Source organism: Ferruginibacter profundus (genome assembly GCF_054783275.1).
On record NZ_BAAGQW010000003.1, the window covers coordinates 1,315,067 to 1,332,768 of the forward strand.

Here is a 17,702-nt window from a genome sequence, read left to right on the forward strand (position 1 = left end):
CTGAATTACCTTTGCTCCATCTCACCAAAAATTTAGTATGAAACGTATTGTCTGGCTCGTTGTGTTAACCTCCCAGTTTGTAGCTGCGCAAAAATTAAAGAAGGCAGATAAAGTTATTGTAACCAATTTACAAACCCATATCGGGTTTTTAGCCGACGATAAATTAGAAGGCAGAAGAACCGGGAGCGCCGGAGAAAAATCAGCCTATGAATATATCAGTGGAGAGTTTGGTAAAACCGGCTTAACACCCAAAGGCGATAATGGAACATTTATACAGGCTTTTGAAGTAAACGAAGGCAAACAGATCAACCCGTCTTCTCATTTAATTATTAATGGTTTTGACCTTGATGTGGAAAAAGAATATTTTCCTTTTATTTTTTCACCGAACGCATCTTTAGAAGCGGCGCCTTCCATGGCATTAAGAGAAAGTGGTACCGTTTGGTTTTGGGACCTGAAAGATAAACTGGAAGAAAATAAAACCAATCCGCATTTTGATGTAACCGATGCTATTAAAACAAAGGCAAATGATGTTGCTGCCAAAGGTGCAACAGGGCTTATCATTTACAACACTTCTTCTATTGCTGATGATTTAAAATTTGAGCCTAAAGCAAAAAGCGAACTGGTTAAAATCCCTGTATTGTATATCACACAAAACATCAAGAAAAAATATTTGTATGATGAAACAGCTACAATAGACATTAAACTGAAAGTGGATATTGGCGATAAAAAAAGAACCGGCCATAATGTTGTGGGTTATATTGATAATGGTGCTGCAACAACCGTAATTCTTGGTGCTCATTACGATCATTTGGGTTATGGTGAAGATCACAACTCACTGTATACCGGTACCACACCACAAATACATAACGGCGCCGATGATAATGCCAGCGGCACTGCCGCTTTAATTGAACTGGGTAAATTACTAAAGGCATCAAAATTTAAAGCCAATAATTATTTGTTTATTTCTTTTTCGGGTGAAGAGCTAGGTTTGTTTGGCAGTAAATATTTTACCGAGCATCCCTCTATTGATTTAAGTAATGCCAACTATATGATCAATATGGATATGGTGGGCCGCTTAAATGACAGTACTCATGGTTTAACTATTGGTGGTTATGGTACTTCTCCGCTATGGGGGCAATTACTTACCGAAAAAGATAAATTCTTTACTATAAAATTTGACAGCAGCGGAACAGGTCCAAGTGACCACACATCTTTTTACAGGAAAGATATTCCCGTTTTATTTTTCTTTACCGGTGTGCATAGCGATTACCATAAACCCAGCGATGATGCAGATAAGATCAATTACACCGGCGAGTTGCAGGTAGTAAAATATGTGTACAATATTATTGATGCCGCCAATAAAAAAGGAAAATTAGCTTTTACCAAAACAAGAGAAGCTGCCGCAACCGGCAAAAACAGTTTTAAAGTAAGCCTGGGAATAATGCCCGATTATACTTTCAGTGGTGGCGGGGTTAGAGTAGATGGCGTTAGCGAAGGAAAAACGGCGCAGAAGGTTGGTATTAAACCCGGAGATATTATTTTACAATTAGGCGATATAAAATTTACCGACGTACAAAGCTATATGGGAGCACTGGGTAAATTTAATAAAGGCGATGCCACAAAAGTGAAAGTAAAGAGGGGGAATGAGGAGTTGGTGTTTGATATCATCTTTTAAATAGGTAACTTTAAAATATGGAAACACTTATCGTAAAAATAAAAAAACAAAACAAAGCCGCTTTTACTAAAGAGCTTTTGAAATCTTTTGATTTTTTAGAAATCAAAGAGGAGAAAAAAACATTGCAAAAAAAAGGAATAAGTAAAAAAAGAAAGAGTGCATTGGTTCAGGGGTTTAAGGAAATGAAGCTTGTAGAGCAGGGAAAATTAAAAGCGAAATCAGGTGCGGATTTATTAAAAGAATTAAAAAATGGCAAAGGTTAATATTGTTGCACTTCCACAATTTCAAAAAGAAATTAAACAACTTTCAAAAAATACATTTCTCTTCCTTCAGATTTTGAAACGCTTCTTGCTTTGTTGGAAAGCAACCCGGCTACAGGGGAATCATTGGGTAATAATTGTTACAAAATAAGAATGAATATAGCAGCTAAACGTGCCGGCAAAAGTGGAGGCGCAAGAGTTATTACCTGTGTAAAAATAATCGAATCAAAGGTTTACCTGGTATCCATTTACGACAAGGCGGATAGAGAAACCATTACTAAAAAAGAAATTGAAGTTATTTTAAAAAATAGTGGCGTATTATAAATGAAACTCAAAATAGACAATGAAACCTTAGCGCAGGAGTTTTTTGAAGACTCTTTACTACTAGGTATTGTTGCGCCTGTTAAAGATTACCAGTTCAGCTGGCAACTGAACCAGATACTGGGTTTTAACTTTCGGGTGAATAACGATTTTGAAATTCAGCTCACTAAAAAAGACCGCAAATATTTCTTTGCTATTTACGAATATGCTGTACCTTCCACCTGCCTGGTACATTATTTATACAATAACCAGTTTGATGGCGAATATTTATTACCCGAATTTAAACACCTCGATTTTTTGTGGCTGATAAAGGGCGAAGCCGTTTCTCCCGAAGAATTGAAATCACTGATGCAATCCATACGTTCTTTACCTGGTGTACAGTTGGTGAACGAAATGACGAATGAAAAGATTAAGCATAAGCAGCACCTGATTTTTTAATTGTGTCTTTCATAAAATAATATATGAAAAAACTAAGCACAATATTTTTCTTTGTTCTTGGCAGTCTTGCAATCAATGCACAAAAAAAACAGCTGCTTACCGGCTATTTTTCTGCAGGTGCAAATATAATGGCGTACGACAGATTTATTAGCTATACTCATTCGGGCGTTGGGGCAGGATTGCAGGTTTACTATAATTCAAAACATACATTAAAACCACAGCTGGATATAAATGGAAATTTATTTAGCAGCAACAAGATTTTATTTGTTTTGGATGATGGCCAAACTACAGGCCCAAAGCAATTTGTACTTACAACGTTTGCCGGTTTTGTTTACACCCCTGTAAAATATATGGAGATAGCTGTTACAGCCGGCCCTTCATTTGTTGAAGATAACGTGTATGCTGGTGTAAAGCCCGGTATAGGATATTATTTTGGAAAGAAGAAGATCGTAAAAGCAAATGCATCTCTTACTCATATTTTTGAAAGAGACGTTTTTTCAAAAAAGAATTCCGGTTTTATTACCATTGGTTGTGCAGTAAAAATTTTTTAAACCTACCTGTTATGTGGAAAGAAGAAAATAATACACTTTATAAAAAATTTGAGTTCAAAAACTTTTCTGAAGCTTTTGCATTTATGACAAGAGTAGCTATTGAGGCAGAAAAAATGGACCATCATCCTTTATGGACCAATGTGTACAATAAAGTGGAGATATGGTTAAACACCCATGATGCCGGTGATATTGTAACGGATAAAGATAAAAAGCTGGCGAAAAAAATTGATGCCCTATTGGCCAATTAATTCCATTTTTCCGCCGAAGCCCTTTCCATATCATGTACATATTTTTCGGGTATATGTCCATTTAATAGGCAGCCAACTTCGCAGCTGGGGTAAATATCTTCAAAGGTGCGTACTTCATTCATAAACACCCGGCGGTAAATATGACTGCGGGTGAGTTTACCACAATCAGCAATGCCTGCTGCACCTAATAATTCCACAAAAGTTTTTATCGTGTCTTCGTGATAATTTGCCACACGTTGTTTTTTATCATCAATCACTAATCCTTTTACCAGTCCTTTGTCCTGTGTGGCAACACCTGTAGGGCATTTATTGGTATTGCATTGTAAGGCCTGTATACAACCCAGGGCCATCATCATTGCCCTTGCAGAGTTGCAGGTATCTGCACCTAAAGCCATGGCTCTTATTAAATGAAAACCACTGAGCACTTTACCACTGGCAATAATTTTTATATGCCGGCGTATATTGAACCCCATTAACATATTGTGTACAAAAGCAAGGCCGTCCATTAATGGTGCGCCAACATAATTACTGAATTCCTGTGGTGCCGCTCCCGTGCCGCCTTCGCCACCATCTACCGTTATAAAATCAGGATAACTATCCAGTTCAATCATCGCTTTGCAAATACCAATGAATTCGCTTTTATGGCCAATGCAAAGTTTAAAACCAACAGGCTTTCCGCCACTCAGTTGTTTTAACTGTTGTATAAATTGTATCAGTCCTTTCGGAGAATTAAAAGCGGAATGATACGGTGGCGAGTACACGGTGGTGTGTGGTGTTACTAACCTGATGGCAGCAATTTCTTCCGAATTTTTTGCTGCCGGTAAAATACCACCATGGCCCGGTTTTGCGCCCTGCGATAATTTTAGCTCAATCATTTTTACCTGTGGCAAGATCGCATTTTTCTGAAAGGCCTCTGGTGAAAAATTACCGTCAGCTGTTCGTGCCGAAAAATAACCCGTACCAATCTGCCAGATAATATCACCACCATGTTTTAAATGATAAGGGCTCAGGCCACCTTCGCCTGTATTATGTGCAAAGCCGCCAATTTTTGCCCCGGCATTTAACGCTTCAATGGCTGCATAACTCAAACTGCCAAAACTCATGGCGCTTACATTAAATATGCTGGCGCTGTAAGGTTGTTTACAATCTTTATTCCCAATCACCACACGGGGATCATGATTAAGTTTATCAAAGTTTAAGGGCGCTATGCTGTGCGTCATCCATTCGTAACCTTCTGCATACACATCCAGCTGTGTACCAAAAGGCATACTGTCGGTTTGCTTTTTTGCCCTTTGGTAAATGGTACTTCTGTCTATCCTGTTAATGGGCCTGCCATCAGTATCACTTTCAATAAAGTATTGGTATAGTTTGGGGCGTAAGTATTCCATTAACCAGCGTGCCCTGCCAAACAATGGGAAGTTGCGCATTACGCTATGCTTTGGCTGTATCATATCGTACAGGCCTAAAATAAAAAGAAGGATAAAAAATCCGGCGAGCCACCAAAAATTCACCGAAACAAAAAGAGATAAGGTTACAGTAGCTGCAATAAGAATTAAAAGTACACTTACAAATACGCTTCTCATAAAAGTAGAATTTTGGTCTTTTGCCGTTAAGCAATAGAAACTGTTTTTTCCTGTTGTGCAATGATGGTACCGATAGGGTTTACAAATTTCGACAACCCGTTTTGGGATAATATTTCCTGTACATCTGCTACCGAATTTTCATCTGCAGCAATTAATAATCCACCGCTGGTTTGCGGATCGGCCAGTATTGCTTTCTGATAGTCTGTTAATGGACCGATTTTTTCACCATAACTATCCCAGTTACGGTTAGTGCCACCTGGTACAGATTTCTGATCTACATAATTTTTTATATCCCTGATGATCACCGGCACTTTTTCAAAATCTATCACAGCGCTCAATCCGCTGCCCTCGGCCATTTCTACCAGGTGCCCCAACAATCCAAAACCGGTAACATCTGTCATAGCGGTTACCCCTTTTAATTTGCTCAGTGTTTCGCCCACTTTATTCAGTTGCATCATTTGCTTTGCGGCGATACCGATATGCTCCTCTTTTAAAATGCCTTTTTTTTCTGCCGTAGTTAAAATACCCACGCCCAATGGTTTGGTTAAAAACAATACATTGCCTTCTTTGGCCTGGTTATTTTGTTTGATGTTTTCAACAGATACCAAACCATTTACTGCCAAACCAAAAATAGGTTCCGGCGAATCTATACTATGCCCGCCTGCCAGGGGAATACCAGCTTCTTTACAAATACTGCGGCTGCCTTCAATTACTTTTTGTGCAACAGCGGGTGGTAAAATATTAATGGGCCAGCCTAAGATGGCTATTGCTAAAATGGGTTTTCCTCCCATAGCATAAATGTCACTGATAGCATTAGCCGAAGCGATCCTGCCAAATTCAAAAGGATCATCTACAATCGGCATAAAAAAATCTGTGGTGGAAATTAATGCGGTGCCGTTATCTAAATCATATACTGCGGCATCATCTTTACTATGATTGCCAACGATCAGTTTATTATTATCGGGCATGGCAAAATTGCTGGCTAAAATTTCGTCTAATATTTTTGGCGATATCTTACAACCGCAGCCGGCACCATGAGAATATTGGGTGAGTTTTATTGTATCCATTCCGCTAAGTTAGGGATACTGTTTTTTATAAGCCTTCGGCTTAGGAATTTTTTGCCACGGATTGCATGAATTAACACGGATAAAGGCAATAAAACAAAAGAGCTTCTGTCAGATTGAAGCTCTTTTTATTGGGGTAAAATAATTTTTGGAATCTCCGGTTACTCTTTTCTTCTTCTGAAAACAATACCCGAACTTTTTTGCATATCGCCGCTAAACCTGATTTCATAACGGTCTTTACCATCGTACACAATTAATAAGCCGGTATTGGGCGGTAAAGTACCCAATGATTCTGCATACATTACTATCTGGATACTGTCTCCGGCATCTTTGGTATCGATTGTTTTTTTAACAGCATTGGTACTTAAGCCCACTCTTGGCATAATCACCGTACCATTCATAATTACGCTTACGGTATCGCCATCCACCTCACCGTTATCGTAAAGTATCAGTTGTAAACTATCCGATTTAAAATATAAGGCCTGTATATTTTCAACCTTTCTTTTACTGGCATCAATTGCTGCCAGAGGATCTACCGGTTCTGGTTTTTTAGCCACTACCGGCGGTGCGGTAACCGTTTCAACAATTTTTGGCGGCGGCGCCTTTACAACAGCAGGCGCTTCAGTTTTAGGTGGTGTTGGTTTATTTACCACCACTGTTTCGGGTTTTTTGGTTACCGGCTGTTCTGTTGTTTTAGGTACTGCAACTTTTGCTACAACGGGTTCGGCTGGTTTTTGTACCACAGGTTTTGCAACCACAGGCTCCGGTATTTTTGGCAATGTTGTTTTTACAACAGCTGTAGCAGGCTTAATGTTAATATCAGTTTCCTGTTTTTTTGCTGCCGTTACAATTAGCTGTTCCTCTTCTTCAGATTGCATGGGCTTTAAAACCGCAATTGTTTCATCTGCCGGTGCAGTATTCTCTTCTTTTAGGAAGGATAAATTTTTTACTAATCCCAGTTCCTGCAAATGTGGTACTAAAGCACTCTGGCTGTAGTCTCTTTTTCTTTCCACATGCACGTAACCCGTATTGCGGCTAAAAAATCTTGTGGTGTTTGTGGTAAACAAACCACTTAATATCATCACCGTATCTTTTAATGTAAAGGTGAGCACATTTTTCATGTGGATACCTTTGGGTGGTTTTTCCGGGTAGTTATTTGCAATCAGGTCCACATCTTCGGTGGTGATCTCATTTCCATCCCGTTTGATCTTTAGCTTTTTTACGCCGGAATATTCTTTATCTCCTATAATAAAAAAAGTGTGGGAATAGCCGAATAGTTTGCCTTTTTCTTCGCTGATAGCCACTTCGTAACGAAAATTTTTCTGAGTAGTATCGTTATACATAAACCCTCTCCACAGGCCGGTAATATCCATATCGTCTGTTGACTTTTGTTGTGCTGCCAGGTGCAGCGAGGCGCATAAAAGACAAAAAACAAAACTTATGTACTTACGGTATGACATGCTAAAATATTTTGGGTATTGGTAGCTGTATCAACGCCCGAACAGGGTATTTTATTTAGTAATGTTGAAAGATTTTCCCTGTTTTGGAGGGCTTTTTGGTATAATTTGTCATAATAAGCCAGTAAAATCCTGAAACAGGCTTTATGATCGTTTTCCAAAAGGTGATTGATGGCGTTTTTGGTTTCCAGTCCGCCCAGGCGTTTTTGTATACGTATGATGGCATTTACCAGGTTTTCCTTTGAAAATCTGCCGTATTCTTCTGTAATATGATGGAGCCGTTCTTCAAAAGGGATATCCAGAAAATAAACGGGGCTTTTACGCATGGTGTACCAGAGCGGCATAGGTATCTGCAGGTTGCCGATGCGCTGGCTTTCATCTTCTAACCAGATAGTAGCTGACAGGTGATCGCTGTTGTTTTTAACCAGCTGTTCCGTTTCCATCTTATTAGCGGCAGCTGACAACCGGCCCGCCAGCAGGTTTTCAAACATTTCCTGTTTAGGCTGTGCTGCTTCTCCCAACGCCCCAAATGCCGAGCCTCTGTGATTCGCCAAAGCTTCCAGGTCAATCACCGTTTGCTGTTGCTGTGCCAGCTGGTGCAACACCAATGTTTTTCCACTACCGGTATAGCCGCCAATTATTTTAAAGGCATAATCTTTTTCAAATTGTGCCAGTACCCATTTACGATATACTTTGTAGCCGCCAATCAAGGTATACACTTTAAAACCATACAGGTCTAAAAGCCAGGCCACACCTGCGCTTCGCATGCCGCCACGCCAGCAATGCACCAGAACAATACTGCCTGCGCTCCCTAAAGCTGGAACTTGTGCATCATGTTTGTGGCTTTCTTTTGTAAATGCTGCTGTAATTTTTTCTACGTCTTCTACCATCCCTCTCATCTTAACACCAAAATAATCGAGGCCGATTTTTATAGCCGTTTGTTTACTTTGTTGTTTGTAAGCAGTGCCTACCACTTTTCTTTCTTCATCAGTAAATAAAGGCAGGCTTATAGCACCGGGTATATGTGCATGCAGGTATTCACCCGGGCTGCGAACATCAAAAACAGGATGCTGCCGGGCCAGTTGTAAAAACTCTTCTATAGTTACTTTTTGTACAGGCATTTTTATAAGCCCCTAAGTTACACAAACAAAAAACTAAACTATATTTATTACCATGATAAAAATATTGAAACACCTGCTGCCGCTTTTTGTGGTGCAGTTTTTTACCTGGCTGGCTTTATTTGCATTATGGATTTATGCCACGCCGGTTATTACCCGTTATGTTTTTAATAGTACCAATGCCGAAAGCCCGGCCTTTGAAACCGGTGTTACCTGGGTAGGAATTTGTTTTGCCTTTTATAGCACACTCGCTGCATTTTTAGCATTTGCCATTCCTAAAATAGTGCAACATATCTCTAAACAAAAACTTCACGCCTTTGCATTATTGATTGGCGGTATTGGTTTGTTGCTGTTATTTTTTATAAAAGAAAAATACCTGCTGCTACTTTCATTTAGTTTTATTGGTATTGCCTGGAGCAGTATTGGCAATGTTCCTTATAGTATCATCAGCAGCATTGCACCCGAGGAAAAAATGGTGAGTTATTTTGCGGTGTTCAATTTTTCAGTAGTTATTCCGCAGGTAACCGCAGCATTTTTATTGGGCTACATGAGCAAGCATTTTTTTAATGGCGAAACAATTTACATTATGCTGGTTGGGGGAGTATCAATGCTACTCGCCGCAATGATAATGTTTTTCATAAAAGAAAAAGCCACCGAAAATTCAGTGGCTTAATTATTCATTACTTCATTATCAATTATTTATTAATCCCTTATCCATTCATCGAAGTAAGGAACTCCGCATTATCCTTCGTACCTCTCATATTCTTCAATAAAGTATTGATGGCTTCTTCAGGATTCATATCGGCCATGTGCTTACGCAATACCCACATGCGCTGGAAAGTATCTTTGTCTAATAACAGGTCATCACGCCTTGTTGAAGAAGCAACAATGTCGATAGCTGGATAAATTCTACGGTTAGATAATTTACGTTCCAATTGTAATTCCATATTACCGGTACCTTTAAATTCTTCAAAGATCACCTCATCCATTTTACTACCGGTATCTACTAGTGCTGTTGCAATAATGGTCAGCGATCCGCCATTTTCTATTTTACGTGCCGCACCAAAAAATTGTTTTGGTTTCTGCATCGCATTCGCTTCCACACCACCGCTTAATACTTTACCGCTGCTTGGTGCCACAGTATTATGTGCTCTTGCCAAACGGGTAATACTATCTAATAATATCACCACATCATGACCGCACTCCACCAAACGTTTTGCTTTTTGCAAAGCGATGGTACTTACTTTTACGTGTTTATCTGCAGGTTCATCAAAGGTAGAAGCAATTACTTCTGCTCTTACGCTCCGTTCCATATCAGTAACCTCTTCCGGCCTTTCATCTACCAGAACAATCATTAAATAACATTCAGGATGATTTTCTGCAATGGCATTGGCCAGTTCTTTCAGCAACATGGTTTTACCCGTTTTCGGCTGGGCAACAATCAATCCACGTTGTCCTTTACCAATAGGTGTAAACAGGTCCATGATCCGGGTGCTGTAATTATCTGACCGGGTACAAAGATTTAGTTTTTCAAAAGGGAATAACGGTGTCAGGTAATCGAAAGGCACACGGTCTCTTACTTCATCGGGGCGTTTACCATTGATGGTATCTACTTTTAATAAAGCGAAATATTTTTCACCTTCTTTTGGCGGACGAACACTTCCGTAAACGGTATCGCCTGTTTTTAAACCAAATAATTTTATCTGGGAAGGAGAAACATAAATATCATCGGGGGAAGACAAATAATTATAATCGCTGCTGCGTAAAAAACCGTAGCCATCAGGCATCATTTCCAAAACACCTTCGCCCAGGATAACACCATCAAATTCTATATTGAAAGAAGGCTGGTCGCGGCGTTGCTGAAAAGGTTTGTTCTGTTGTGGCTTTTCTTCCTCCAGTGTCATTTCCGGCAATTGAATATCGCCATCTTCTGCCTGCAGCATTTGTGCAATAGCAGCAGGAATGGTGCTTTGCTCACTCGTTATCGGTTGCAGGTCTTCTGTTTCTTCCTGTTCGGTTTCTTCAGCCACTTTTTTTACCTGTTGCCTTTTTTCGGGCTCATGTTTTTTTGCTTTTGGTGCTGCTTCTTTTTTAGGTTCGGGTGTTGCAGCTTGTACAGGTGCTGCATCGGCAGCAGGCTTAATGATGCGTTTACGTTTAGGTTTTTCCTCTTCGTTTTTTGCTGTGCTCATAAGGGATTGTTTATCCAGGATCTGTGTTATCAAATCCTGCTTATTTAATTTTTTTGCATTAGAGATTGTTAAATGATCTGCAATATCAAGCAATTCAGGAACGAGCAGGTCGTTCAGTTGTGAAATATCGTACATAAAAAGTTGAAAATAATTTCTTCAAAAAAGCCGTCTTAAATCTGAAAAATGTAAATGAGAATTTATAGTTGATGGAATATGAGTAGCTGATGAAGCAAACGATTGGATAGACCTTATCAGTTGGATTCCAGTGCAATATTACGGCGTTTTTTACAAAAACTAAAAAATTTTTTGGGGTTGGTCACGGATTACACAGATTAACAAGGATTATTGTTTTCAATTCGTGTACAGCGCTGGTTGAAGTATGTGTGGTAAAATTGTTTTTCTTCTTTCTATGAAAATCTCTGTAATCTGTGGCAAAACTTCTTCTGTAGCTTATCTTTGCACTCCACAAATAGAATTTATGTTTAATAAAAGAACCAGGATCAAAGAATTATTGGCCAGCGATAACGCTAATTACCAGGCCACTGTAATGGGTTGGGTGCGTACTTTCCGTAACAACCAGTTTATTGCATTAAATGATGGCAGTACCAATAGTAATATTCAGATAGTTGCAGAACTGGGTAAGTTTGATGATGCTTTGTTAAAACGCTTAACCACCGGTGCTTGTATAAAAGCAACAGGAGAAGTAATTGCTTCCTTAGGTAAAGGGCAAAAGGTAGAGTTAAAAGCCACCGAAATAGAAATTTTGGGTGATAGTGATGCAGAAAAATTTCCTTTACAACCCAAAAAACATAGCCTGGAATTTTTAAGGGAGATCGCTCATTTGCGTTTTCGCACCAATACCTTCAGTGCAGTGTTTCGGGTACGTCATGCACTGGCATTTGCGATACATAAATTCTTTAATGATAAAGGATTTGTTTATTTACATACCCCCATCATTACAGCAAGTGACGCAGAAGGTGCCGGTGAAATGTTTAAAGTAACTGCATTGCCATTAGATGGTACCGCTCCTAAAAATGAAGATGGTTCTATCAATTATAAAGAAGATTTTTTTGGCCGCAGTACCAATCTTACGGTAAGCGGACAACTGGAAGGCGAATTAGCGGCTATGGCTTTCAGTGATATCTATACCTTCGGACCAACTTTTCGTGCGGAGAATAGTAATACCACAAGGCACCTTGCTGAGTTCTGGATGATTGAACCGGAAGTGGCGTTTAATGACCTTGAAGATAATATGAACCTTGCAGAAGAGTTCATCAAGTATGTTATTAAACATGCCATGGAGCATAATAAAGAAGACCTTGAATTTTTAGCGCAACGTTTGGAAGAAGAAGAAAAACAAAAACCCCAAAACGACCGTAGTGAATTAGGGCTGATTGATAAATTAAACTTTGTAGTGGATAATGATTTTCAACGTTTGACTTATACTGAAGCGATTGAAATTTTAAGAGAGAGCAATCACAATAAAAAGAAAAAGTTTCAATACTTAGTTGATAAATGGGGCGTTGACTTACAAAGTGAACACGAAAGGTACCTGGTAGAAAAGCATTTTAAAAAACCGGTTATTTTAACCGATTATCCTGCAGAGATAAAAGCGTTTTACATGCGCCAGAATGATAATTGCGAGCCTGGCAGGCAAACCGTTGCTGCAATGGATATTCTTGCACCCGGCATTGGTGAAATTGTAGGTGGTAGCCAAAGAGAAGAACGCATGGATAAATTATTAAAGCGCATGGAAGAAATGCATATTCCTGCAGAAGAGTTGTGGTGGTATTTAGATACGAGGAAGTTTGGTGCTTGTCCGCATGCAGGTTTTGGTTTAGGCTTTGAACGTTTGGTGCAGTTTGTTACCGGCATGGGCAATATCAGGGATGTGATTCCTTTTCCAAGGTATCCGAAGAGTGCGGAGTTTTAGTCAGTTTGATTATAGATATTTGAAACCGAAGTTTTAAAGCTTCGGTTTTTTTATACTTAATTTAGAAAGATTAATTTTATTATAATAAAAATGGAAATATTAGTATTCCTATTCTTAATGATCCTTTTGATTGTTTATTTATTACGTCTAAAAATTAAAGTTTTATATATCGTCATCATTACTTTTTTAACTACTGCCTTCTTCGGCATTTGCCACAGCCTTTTTATAGCATTAAAAGATCTTGATTTTAGCGTTGAGTGGTTAGGTTATAATTTTTTATTCAACTCAGTAATTACTGTTTTGCCCATTATGGTTTCCGTTATAATTTTTAAAACCCTGTTAAAGAGATATATTCTTTTTAAAAATGCTGCTCTTCGATTCTCAATTCAATTCCTCGCAATATTTTTTTTCATACAATGCGGTTTTTTTTGCTGGGTACTGCTTGATATGCAGTTTTACGACCTTAATTATGAATATACCTTGCCGAATATTTTAAACGCATACAGATCGAATTATTCAGACCTTCTGTCAGCCAGTTTTTTAATTCCTGTTGCCATTATATACTTAGATAACTGGTATGAAAAGCTTTGGGATAGTAATAAAAACGCCGTTATACTTATTGAAAACGATCATGAAAATAAATCCTGAAACAAACGTTGTATTTACTTCGCAAACCTTCTATCTTTAATCCCGGTCATAAAAGCAATCTTTTCAAACCAATAACGATTCATCATGAAACAATTTCTTGTTTTCATTTGCCTGCTTGCAACGATTCATCTATTCGCCCAACAACCAATAGAAAAATATCCAATTGATTCTGCAAGTGTAGAACATGCCGGTGTGCCCAAAGGGGAGGTATTGAAATTTACTTTTAATCAATCCAGGATATTTCCCGGCACCACAAGAGACTACTGGATCTACATTCCAAAACAATATAAGCCTGAACAACCTGCCTGTGTTTATGTAAACCAGGATGGCATACAGTGGAAAGCACCAACAGTTTTTGATAATCTTATTTTCAACAAAGAAATGCCGGTAACTATTGGTGTATTCATCACACCGGGAAAAGTATTGGCAGATAGTTCCAATGCACAGGACCGTTTTAACCGCAGTTTTGAATACGACGGTTTGGGTGATGCATATGCAAGATTTTTACTGACAGAAATATTACCCGAAGTAGAAAAACAAAAAGCCACCGATGGCCGTGCCATACATTTATCTAAAAATGGAAACGACCGTGCCATTGGTGGCAGCAGCAGCGGTGCAGTTTGTGCGTTTACTGCGGCATGGGAGCATCCGGAAGCATTTTCAAGAGTGTTTAGTGCAATAGGAACTTATATCGGTTTACGCGGTGCCGATCGTTACCCGATTCTCATTCGTAAATACGAACCAAAACCTATCCGCATTTTTTTGCAGGATGGCGCCAACGACCTGAACATTTATGCAGGGGATTGGTGGATGGCCAATCAAACAATGGAAAGAGCATTAACTTTTTCAGGATACGAAGTTAATCATGCCTGGGGTGAATACGGGCATAATGGCAACCAGGGCACAGCTGTTTTTCCGGATGCGATGCGTTGGCTGTGGAAAGATTGGCCAAAGGCTGTTGCAACAGGCAAAAGCAAAAACCAGTTTTTAAGCGACTTGCTTATTCCCGGTGAAGATTGGCAATTAGCAGGGGAAGGCTACCAGTTCACAGAAGGTATTGCTGCCAATAACAAGGGTGAAATTTATTTCCATGATATTCCTGTTTCTAAAACGTATACCATTGGATTAGACGGAAAATTATCTACGTTGAATATTGATAGCAAAAGAGCAAGTGGTACCAGTTTTGGCGTGGAGGGAAAAAGATACACTGCTGCAGGTGGGGCCAAACAAATTTTAAGCTATGATAAAAACGAAACCGCAACCGTAGTTGCAGACAGCATTGGCAGCAATGATATTGTGGTGGCCAATAATGGTAATATGTATGTAACATCTCCTGATGGCGTTACTAAACCAAGTAGGTTGTACCTTATTCGTCCCAATGGCGAAAAGTTGGTAGTAGATGAAGGATTGAAATTTGCCAATGGCCTTACATTGTCGCCGGATCAAACACAATTATATGTTACCGAATCGGCTACACATTGGGTATGGATCTATAAAATAAAACCAGATGGTACGCTAACGTATAAACAACATTATGGCTGGTTGCATGCTGCAGATGCTGATGACAATGCCTGGTCGGATGGATTGAAATGTGATACTGCGGGAAGGGTTTATGTAGCCACAAAAATTGGTTTACAAATTATGGATCAGTTGGGGCGTGTGAATGCGATATTGCCAATACCTCCTTCCAACAACCAGGTATCTAATATGTATTTTGGCGGCGCTGATTTTAATATATTATACATCACTGCCGGTGATAAAGTGTTCAGAAGAAAATTAAAAACCCGTGGTGCTAACAATTTTGATAAATCAATTAAACCTGCTAACCCGAGATTGTAAAAATCAGTAGTAAATTTCCCGATGAAGTTCATCACTTTTATACCATCCCCGGTTTTAAAACCGTACATAAAAGCTTTTGCTATTGCTGAAAGTGATGAAGAAAAAACATACAAGGTATTACCCGATACAGGCTTGGTGATTGGTTTTCAATACAAAGGCAAATTGTCGCATATTAGTAATGAACAACAAATTGCGTTAAATAAATCGGGGCTTACCGGTTTACATGATAGTTACCGCGTATTTAAAAATGCTGCAGATACCGGGACAGTATTGGTTTATTTTAATGAAGGCTGTGCAGCTAAGTTTTTTAAACAACCTATTCATGAATTATTCGGGGAGAGTATTTCATTGGATAATTTTGTGCTGCGTTCCGAATTGCTGCTTATTGAAGAACAACTTTATGCTGCTGCAACAGACGATAAAAAAATAAAAGTGGTAGAAGATTTTCTTATTTCCAGGATGAGGCCTGTTGCACAGGATAGTTTAGTGCTGACGGCATTAGCATTGATTCATAAAAGTAAAGGCAATATAACAATAAAAGATTTAATGGCGCAATTACATATCAGCCAAAGCCCGCTGGAAAAAAGATTTCGGCAGGCGGTAGGCACTTCTCCAAAAAAATTCGCTGCTATCGTACGCCTTAAACACAGCATTAAAAATTACAATCCGCAAAATTCACTAACCAGCCTGGGCTACGAAGCAGGTTTTTATGACCAGGCACATTTCATAAAAGAATTTAAAAATTTTACAGGCGAAACACCCCGGGTATTTTTCTCACCCCAATAAGAAAAACGATTTTTTACAATTGCTGCCATAACTATTGCTGCAACTTTGCAGTATCAAATCATTTATATAAAAACAAAATTCACATGTTTACAATTGATGCCATTAAAGCAGCACATGCCAAAGTAAAATCAGGAGCAGATTTTCCTGCTTACATACAGGATATCATTACACTGGGTGTTACAGGGTATACAACCTATGTAAGCGACAGCCATACCATATTTTCCGGAAAAGATAATTATTCCGTTGAGTCAGTTGCAAAATATGCCCCTCTTTCAATAGCTGATAAAAGTGATGCTGTCCCTTTTATAAAAGAGCTGAAGGAACACCAGCAGGGAAGATCTGATTATCTTTCATTTTGTCGGAGCTGCGCAAAATACGGGGTAGAAAAATGGGTAGTTGATATGGCAACAATGACCTGCAGCTATTACGACAAAGCGGGAAATGAAATGCTGGTAGAAAATATTCCGGCAGTATAAGCGTTCTTTAAAATGCCGATATTTTTATTAAACTCTGCCAGCATTATAAGGTCCTACAAAAAACTGCTTATGAAATACCTGTTTTTAATTATTGCCTTTCCGTTTTTATTTTCCTGTAAAAAAAATTCAGGTGGTTCTTCTGCTGCACCGGTAACACCCACTAGCGGCGTAGCAAAACCATCCGGTGTATTCTCAAGTGCCGGCGCCACTTCCACATCTGTATTGAATAACAATAATAACAGGGGCGTTTTAATAAGGGCTTTCTGGAAAGATATTGAAGCCACTGAAGGCGGTTTTAATTTTACTGCACTCGACAACCAGGTCAATGCTGTAAAATCAAGGAATAAAAAATATTCGCTTTCTATTCTGGCAGGTGGTATCGGAAGTCCCGGCTGGCTGATCGCCCAAAAAAATGTACCGTATTTTGACTACCTGTTCCAGGGTCAACCTTATAAATTGCCTTTGATATGGAACGATACCGTATTAACTTACCTGGGGAAATTAGCAGATAAATTGGCTGAAAGATATAATAATGATACATCGTTGTTATTGGTTTATGTTCCCCAAATGACTGCTAATGGTGTAGAAGGGCATTTAAATGGTTTTAACCAAACCAGTTTTATAAACGCTGGTTATACCGAAGCTAAATGGATCAACGCCTCTGTTCAAAACGCAAAAAGATTTGCCACGGCGTTCAGTAAAAAAGCATTGGCTTTTGAAGTGCACGACCTGTTTAATTCTTCCACGCCTGCTTCATCTATTATTAATTCGCTCTGGGCGGATAATATTTTGGACCATCGTGTGGGTGCGGCCATGTGGTGGATATCGGGTGGCACCACATATCAATCCGCACTCATCACAGTATTAAAGAATTTTCCGGGTGATATTTATTGCCAGGTAATTGATCGTTCTGATAATACAGCCAGTTTTCCGGGAGGTGATTATACCAAAGTTTTTGAACAGGCCAAATTTATAAGGGCCCGTTATATTGAACCGTGGGATTATGAGTTTACAATAACCACATGGGATAACAACTTTACTGATTTTAATGCGTATGCTGATACGCTGAAAAAATACTAGTTTGTACAACTTCACTTTTTTGTTTTATGATTT

General features: G+C 39.0%; 18 protein-coding genes. 13 read left to right on the top strand and 5 right to left on the bottom strand.

Going from position 1 to position 17,702, the window contains the following annotated elements; genetic code table 11:
- Nucleotides 1-37: 37 nt before the first annotated feature.
- The 6 genes from ACYVM0_RS25285 to ACYVM0_RS25310 all read left to right on the top strand — a co-directional run bounded on the left by ACYVM0_RS25285 (nt 38) and on the right by ACYVM0_RS25310 (nt 3,493).
- A complete protein-coding gene (locus tag ACYVM0_RS25285; RefSeq protein WP_460561950.1) occupies nt 38-1,675 on the top strand; it encodes a M28 family peptidase in 1,638 nt (545 codons plus the stop codon).
- A gap of 17 nt (nt 1,676-1,692) precedes the next feature.
- The gene (locus ACYVM0_RS25290) at nt 1,693-1,938 is read left to right on the top strand and encodes a hypothetical protein (RefSeq protein ID WP_460561952.1); all 246 of its coding nucleotides are present in this window, start codon (nt 1,693-1,695) and stop codon (nt 1,936-1,938) included.
- Nucleotides 1,939-2,061: 123 nt separating this feature from the next.
- On the top strand, nt 2,062-2,259 hold the full coding sequence (locus ACYVM0_RS25295) for a type II toxin-antitoxin system RelE/ParE family toxin (protein WP_460562324.1): 198 nt from the start codon (nt 2,062-2,064) through the stop codon (nt 2,257-2,259).
- The gene (locus ACYVM0_RS25300) at nt 2,260-2,694 is read left to right on the top strand and encodes an IPExxxVDY family protein (protein WP_430990039.1); all 435 of its coding nucleotides are present in this window, start codon (nt 2,260-2,262) and stop codon (nt 2,692-2,694) included.
- Nucleotides 2,695-2,717: 23 nt separating this feature from the next.
- Entirely contained in the window at nt 2,718-3,245 is a 528-nt protein-coding gene (locus tag ACYVM0_RS25305) for a hypothetical protein (RefSeq protein WP_460561954.1), read from the top strand.
- Nucleotides 3,246-3,256: 11 nt separating this feature from the next.
- Nucleotides 3,257-3,493 carry a 4a-hydroxytetrahydrobiopterin dehydratase family protein gene (locus ACYVM0_RS25310; RefSeq protein WP_460561956.1) on the top strand — a complete coding sequence of 79 codons (237 nt, stop codon included), beginning with the start codon at nt 3,257-3,259 and terminating at the stop codon, nt 3,491-3,493.
- On the opposite strand, the gene ACYVM0_RS25315 is transcribed toward ACYVM0_RS25310, so the two are convergent.
- The 4 genes from ACYVM0_RS25315 to mnmH form a co-directional block, all read right to left on the bottom strand.
- Entirely contained in the window at nt 3,490-5,076 is a 1,587-nt protein-coding gene (locus tag ACYVM0_RS25315; RefSeq protein WP_460561958.1) for an FMN-binding glutamate synthase family protein, read from the bottom strand. The genes ACYVM0_RS25310 and ACYVM0_RS25315 overlap by 4 nt on opposite strands.
- Before the next feature lie 26 nt (nt 5,077-5,102).
- Nucleotides 5,103-6,143 carry a selenide, water dikinase gene (gene selD / locus ACYVM0_RS25320; protein WP_460561960.1) on the bottom strand — a complete coding sequence of 347 codons (1,041 nt, stop codon included), beginning with the start codon at nt 6,141-6,143 and terminating at the stop codon, nt 5,103-5,105.
- Between the two features lie 158 nt (nt 6,144-6,301).
- Entirely contained in the window at nt 6,302-7,600 is a 1,299-nt protein-coding gene (locus tag ACYVM0_RS25325; RefSeq protein WP_460561962.1) for a hypothetical protein, read from the bottom strand.
- Nucleotides 7,579-8,718, bottom strand: coding sequence for a tRNA 2-selenouridine(34) synthase MnmH (mnmH, locus tag ACYVM0_RS25330; protein WP_460561964.1), 1,140 nt, complete (start codon nt 8,716-8,718; stop codon nt 7,579-7,581). Before mnmH ends, ACYVM0_RS25325 begins: the two co-directional genes overlap by 22 nt.
- A 52-nt stretch (nt 8,719-8,770) precedes the next feature.
- On the opposite strand from mnmH, the gene ACYVM0_RS25335 reads away from it, so the two are divergent.
- Complete coding sequence (locus tag ACYVM0_RS25335) at nt 8,771-9,388, top strand: MFS transporter (protein WP_460561966.1); 618 nt, start codon at nt 8,771-8,773, stop codon at nt 9,386-9,388.
- Between the two features lie 37 nt (nt 9,389-9,425).
- On the opposite strand, the gene rho is transcribed toward ACYVM0_RS25335, so the two are convergent.
- Nucleotides 9,426-11,042, bottom strand: a complete 1,617-nt coding sequence (rho, locus tag ACYVM0_RS25340) for a transcription termination factor Rho (protein WP_460561968.1) — start codon at nt 11,040-11,042, stop codon at nt 9,426-9,428.
- Nucleotides 11,043-11,385: 343 nt separating this feature from the next.
- Between rho and asnS the strand changes: the two genes are divergently transcribed.
- The 6 genes from asnS to ACYVM0_RS25370 all read left to right on the top strand — a co-directional run bounded on the left by asnS (nt 11,386) and on the right by ACYVM0_RS25370 (nt 17,669).
- Nucleotides 11,386-12,840 (top strand): asparagine--tRNA ligase, encoded by a 1,455-nt coding sequence (gene asnS / locus ACYVM0_RS25345; RefSeq protein WP_460561970.1) that lies wholly within the window; start codon nt 11,386-11,388, stop codon nt 12,838-12,840.
- Nucleotides 12,841-12,930: 90 nt separating this feature from the next.
- Nucleotides 12,931-13,488 (top strand): hypothetical protein, encoded by a 558-nt coding sequence (locus ACYVM0_RS25350; RefSeq protein WP_460561972.1) that lies wholly within the window; start codon nt 12,931-12,933, stop codon nt 13,486-13,488.
- Between the two features lie 84 nt (nt 13,489-13,572).
- Nucleotides 13,573-15,327, top strand: a complete 1,755-nt coding sequence (locus ACYVM0_RS25355; RefSeq protein WP_460561974.1) for an SMP-30/gluconolactonase/LRE family protein — start codon at nt 13,573-13,575, stop codon at nt 15,325-15,327.
- A gap of 21 nt (nt 15,328-15,348) precedes the next feature.
- The gene (locus ACYVM0_RS25360; protein ID WP_460561976.1) at nt 15,349-16,113 is read left to right on the top strand and encodes a helix-turn-helix domain-containing protein; all 765 of its coding nucleotides are present in this window, start codon (nt 15,349-15,351) and stop codon (nt 16,111-16,113) included.
- Between the two features lie 83 nt (nt 16,114-16,196).
- Nucleotides 16,197-16,589 carry a DUF1398 domain-containing protein gene (locus tag ACYVM0_RS25365; RefSeq protein WP_460561978.1) on the top strand — a complete coding sequence of 131 codons (393 nt, stop codon included), beginning with the start codon at nt 16,197-16,199 and terminating at the stop codon, nt 16,587-16,589.
- 69 nt (nt 16,590-16,658) lie between these two features.
- Entirely contained in the window at nt 16,659-17,669 is a 1,011-nt protein-coding gene (locus ACYVM0_RS25370) for a hypothetical protein (RefSeq protein ID WP_460561980.1), read from the top strand.
- The last annotated feature ends 33 nt before the right edge of the window (nt 17,670-17,702 follow it).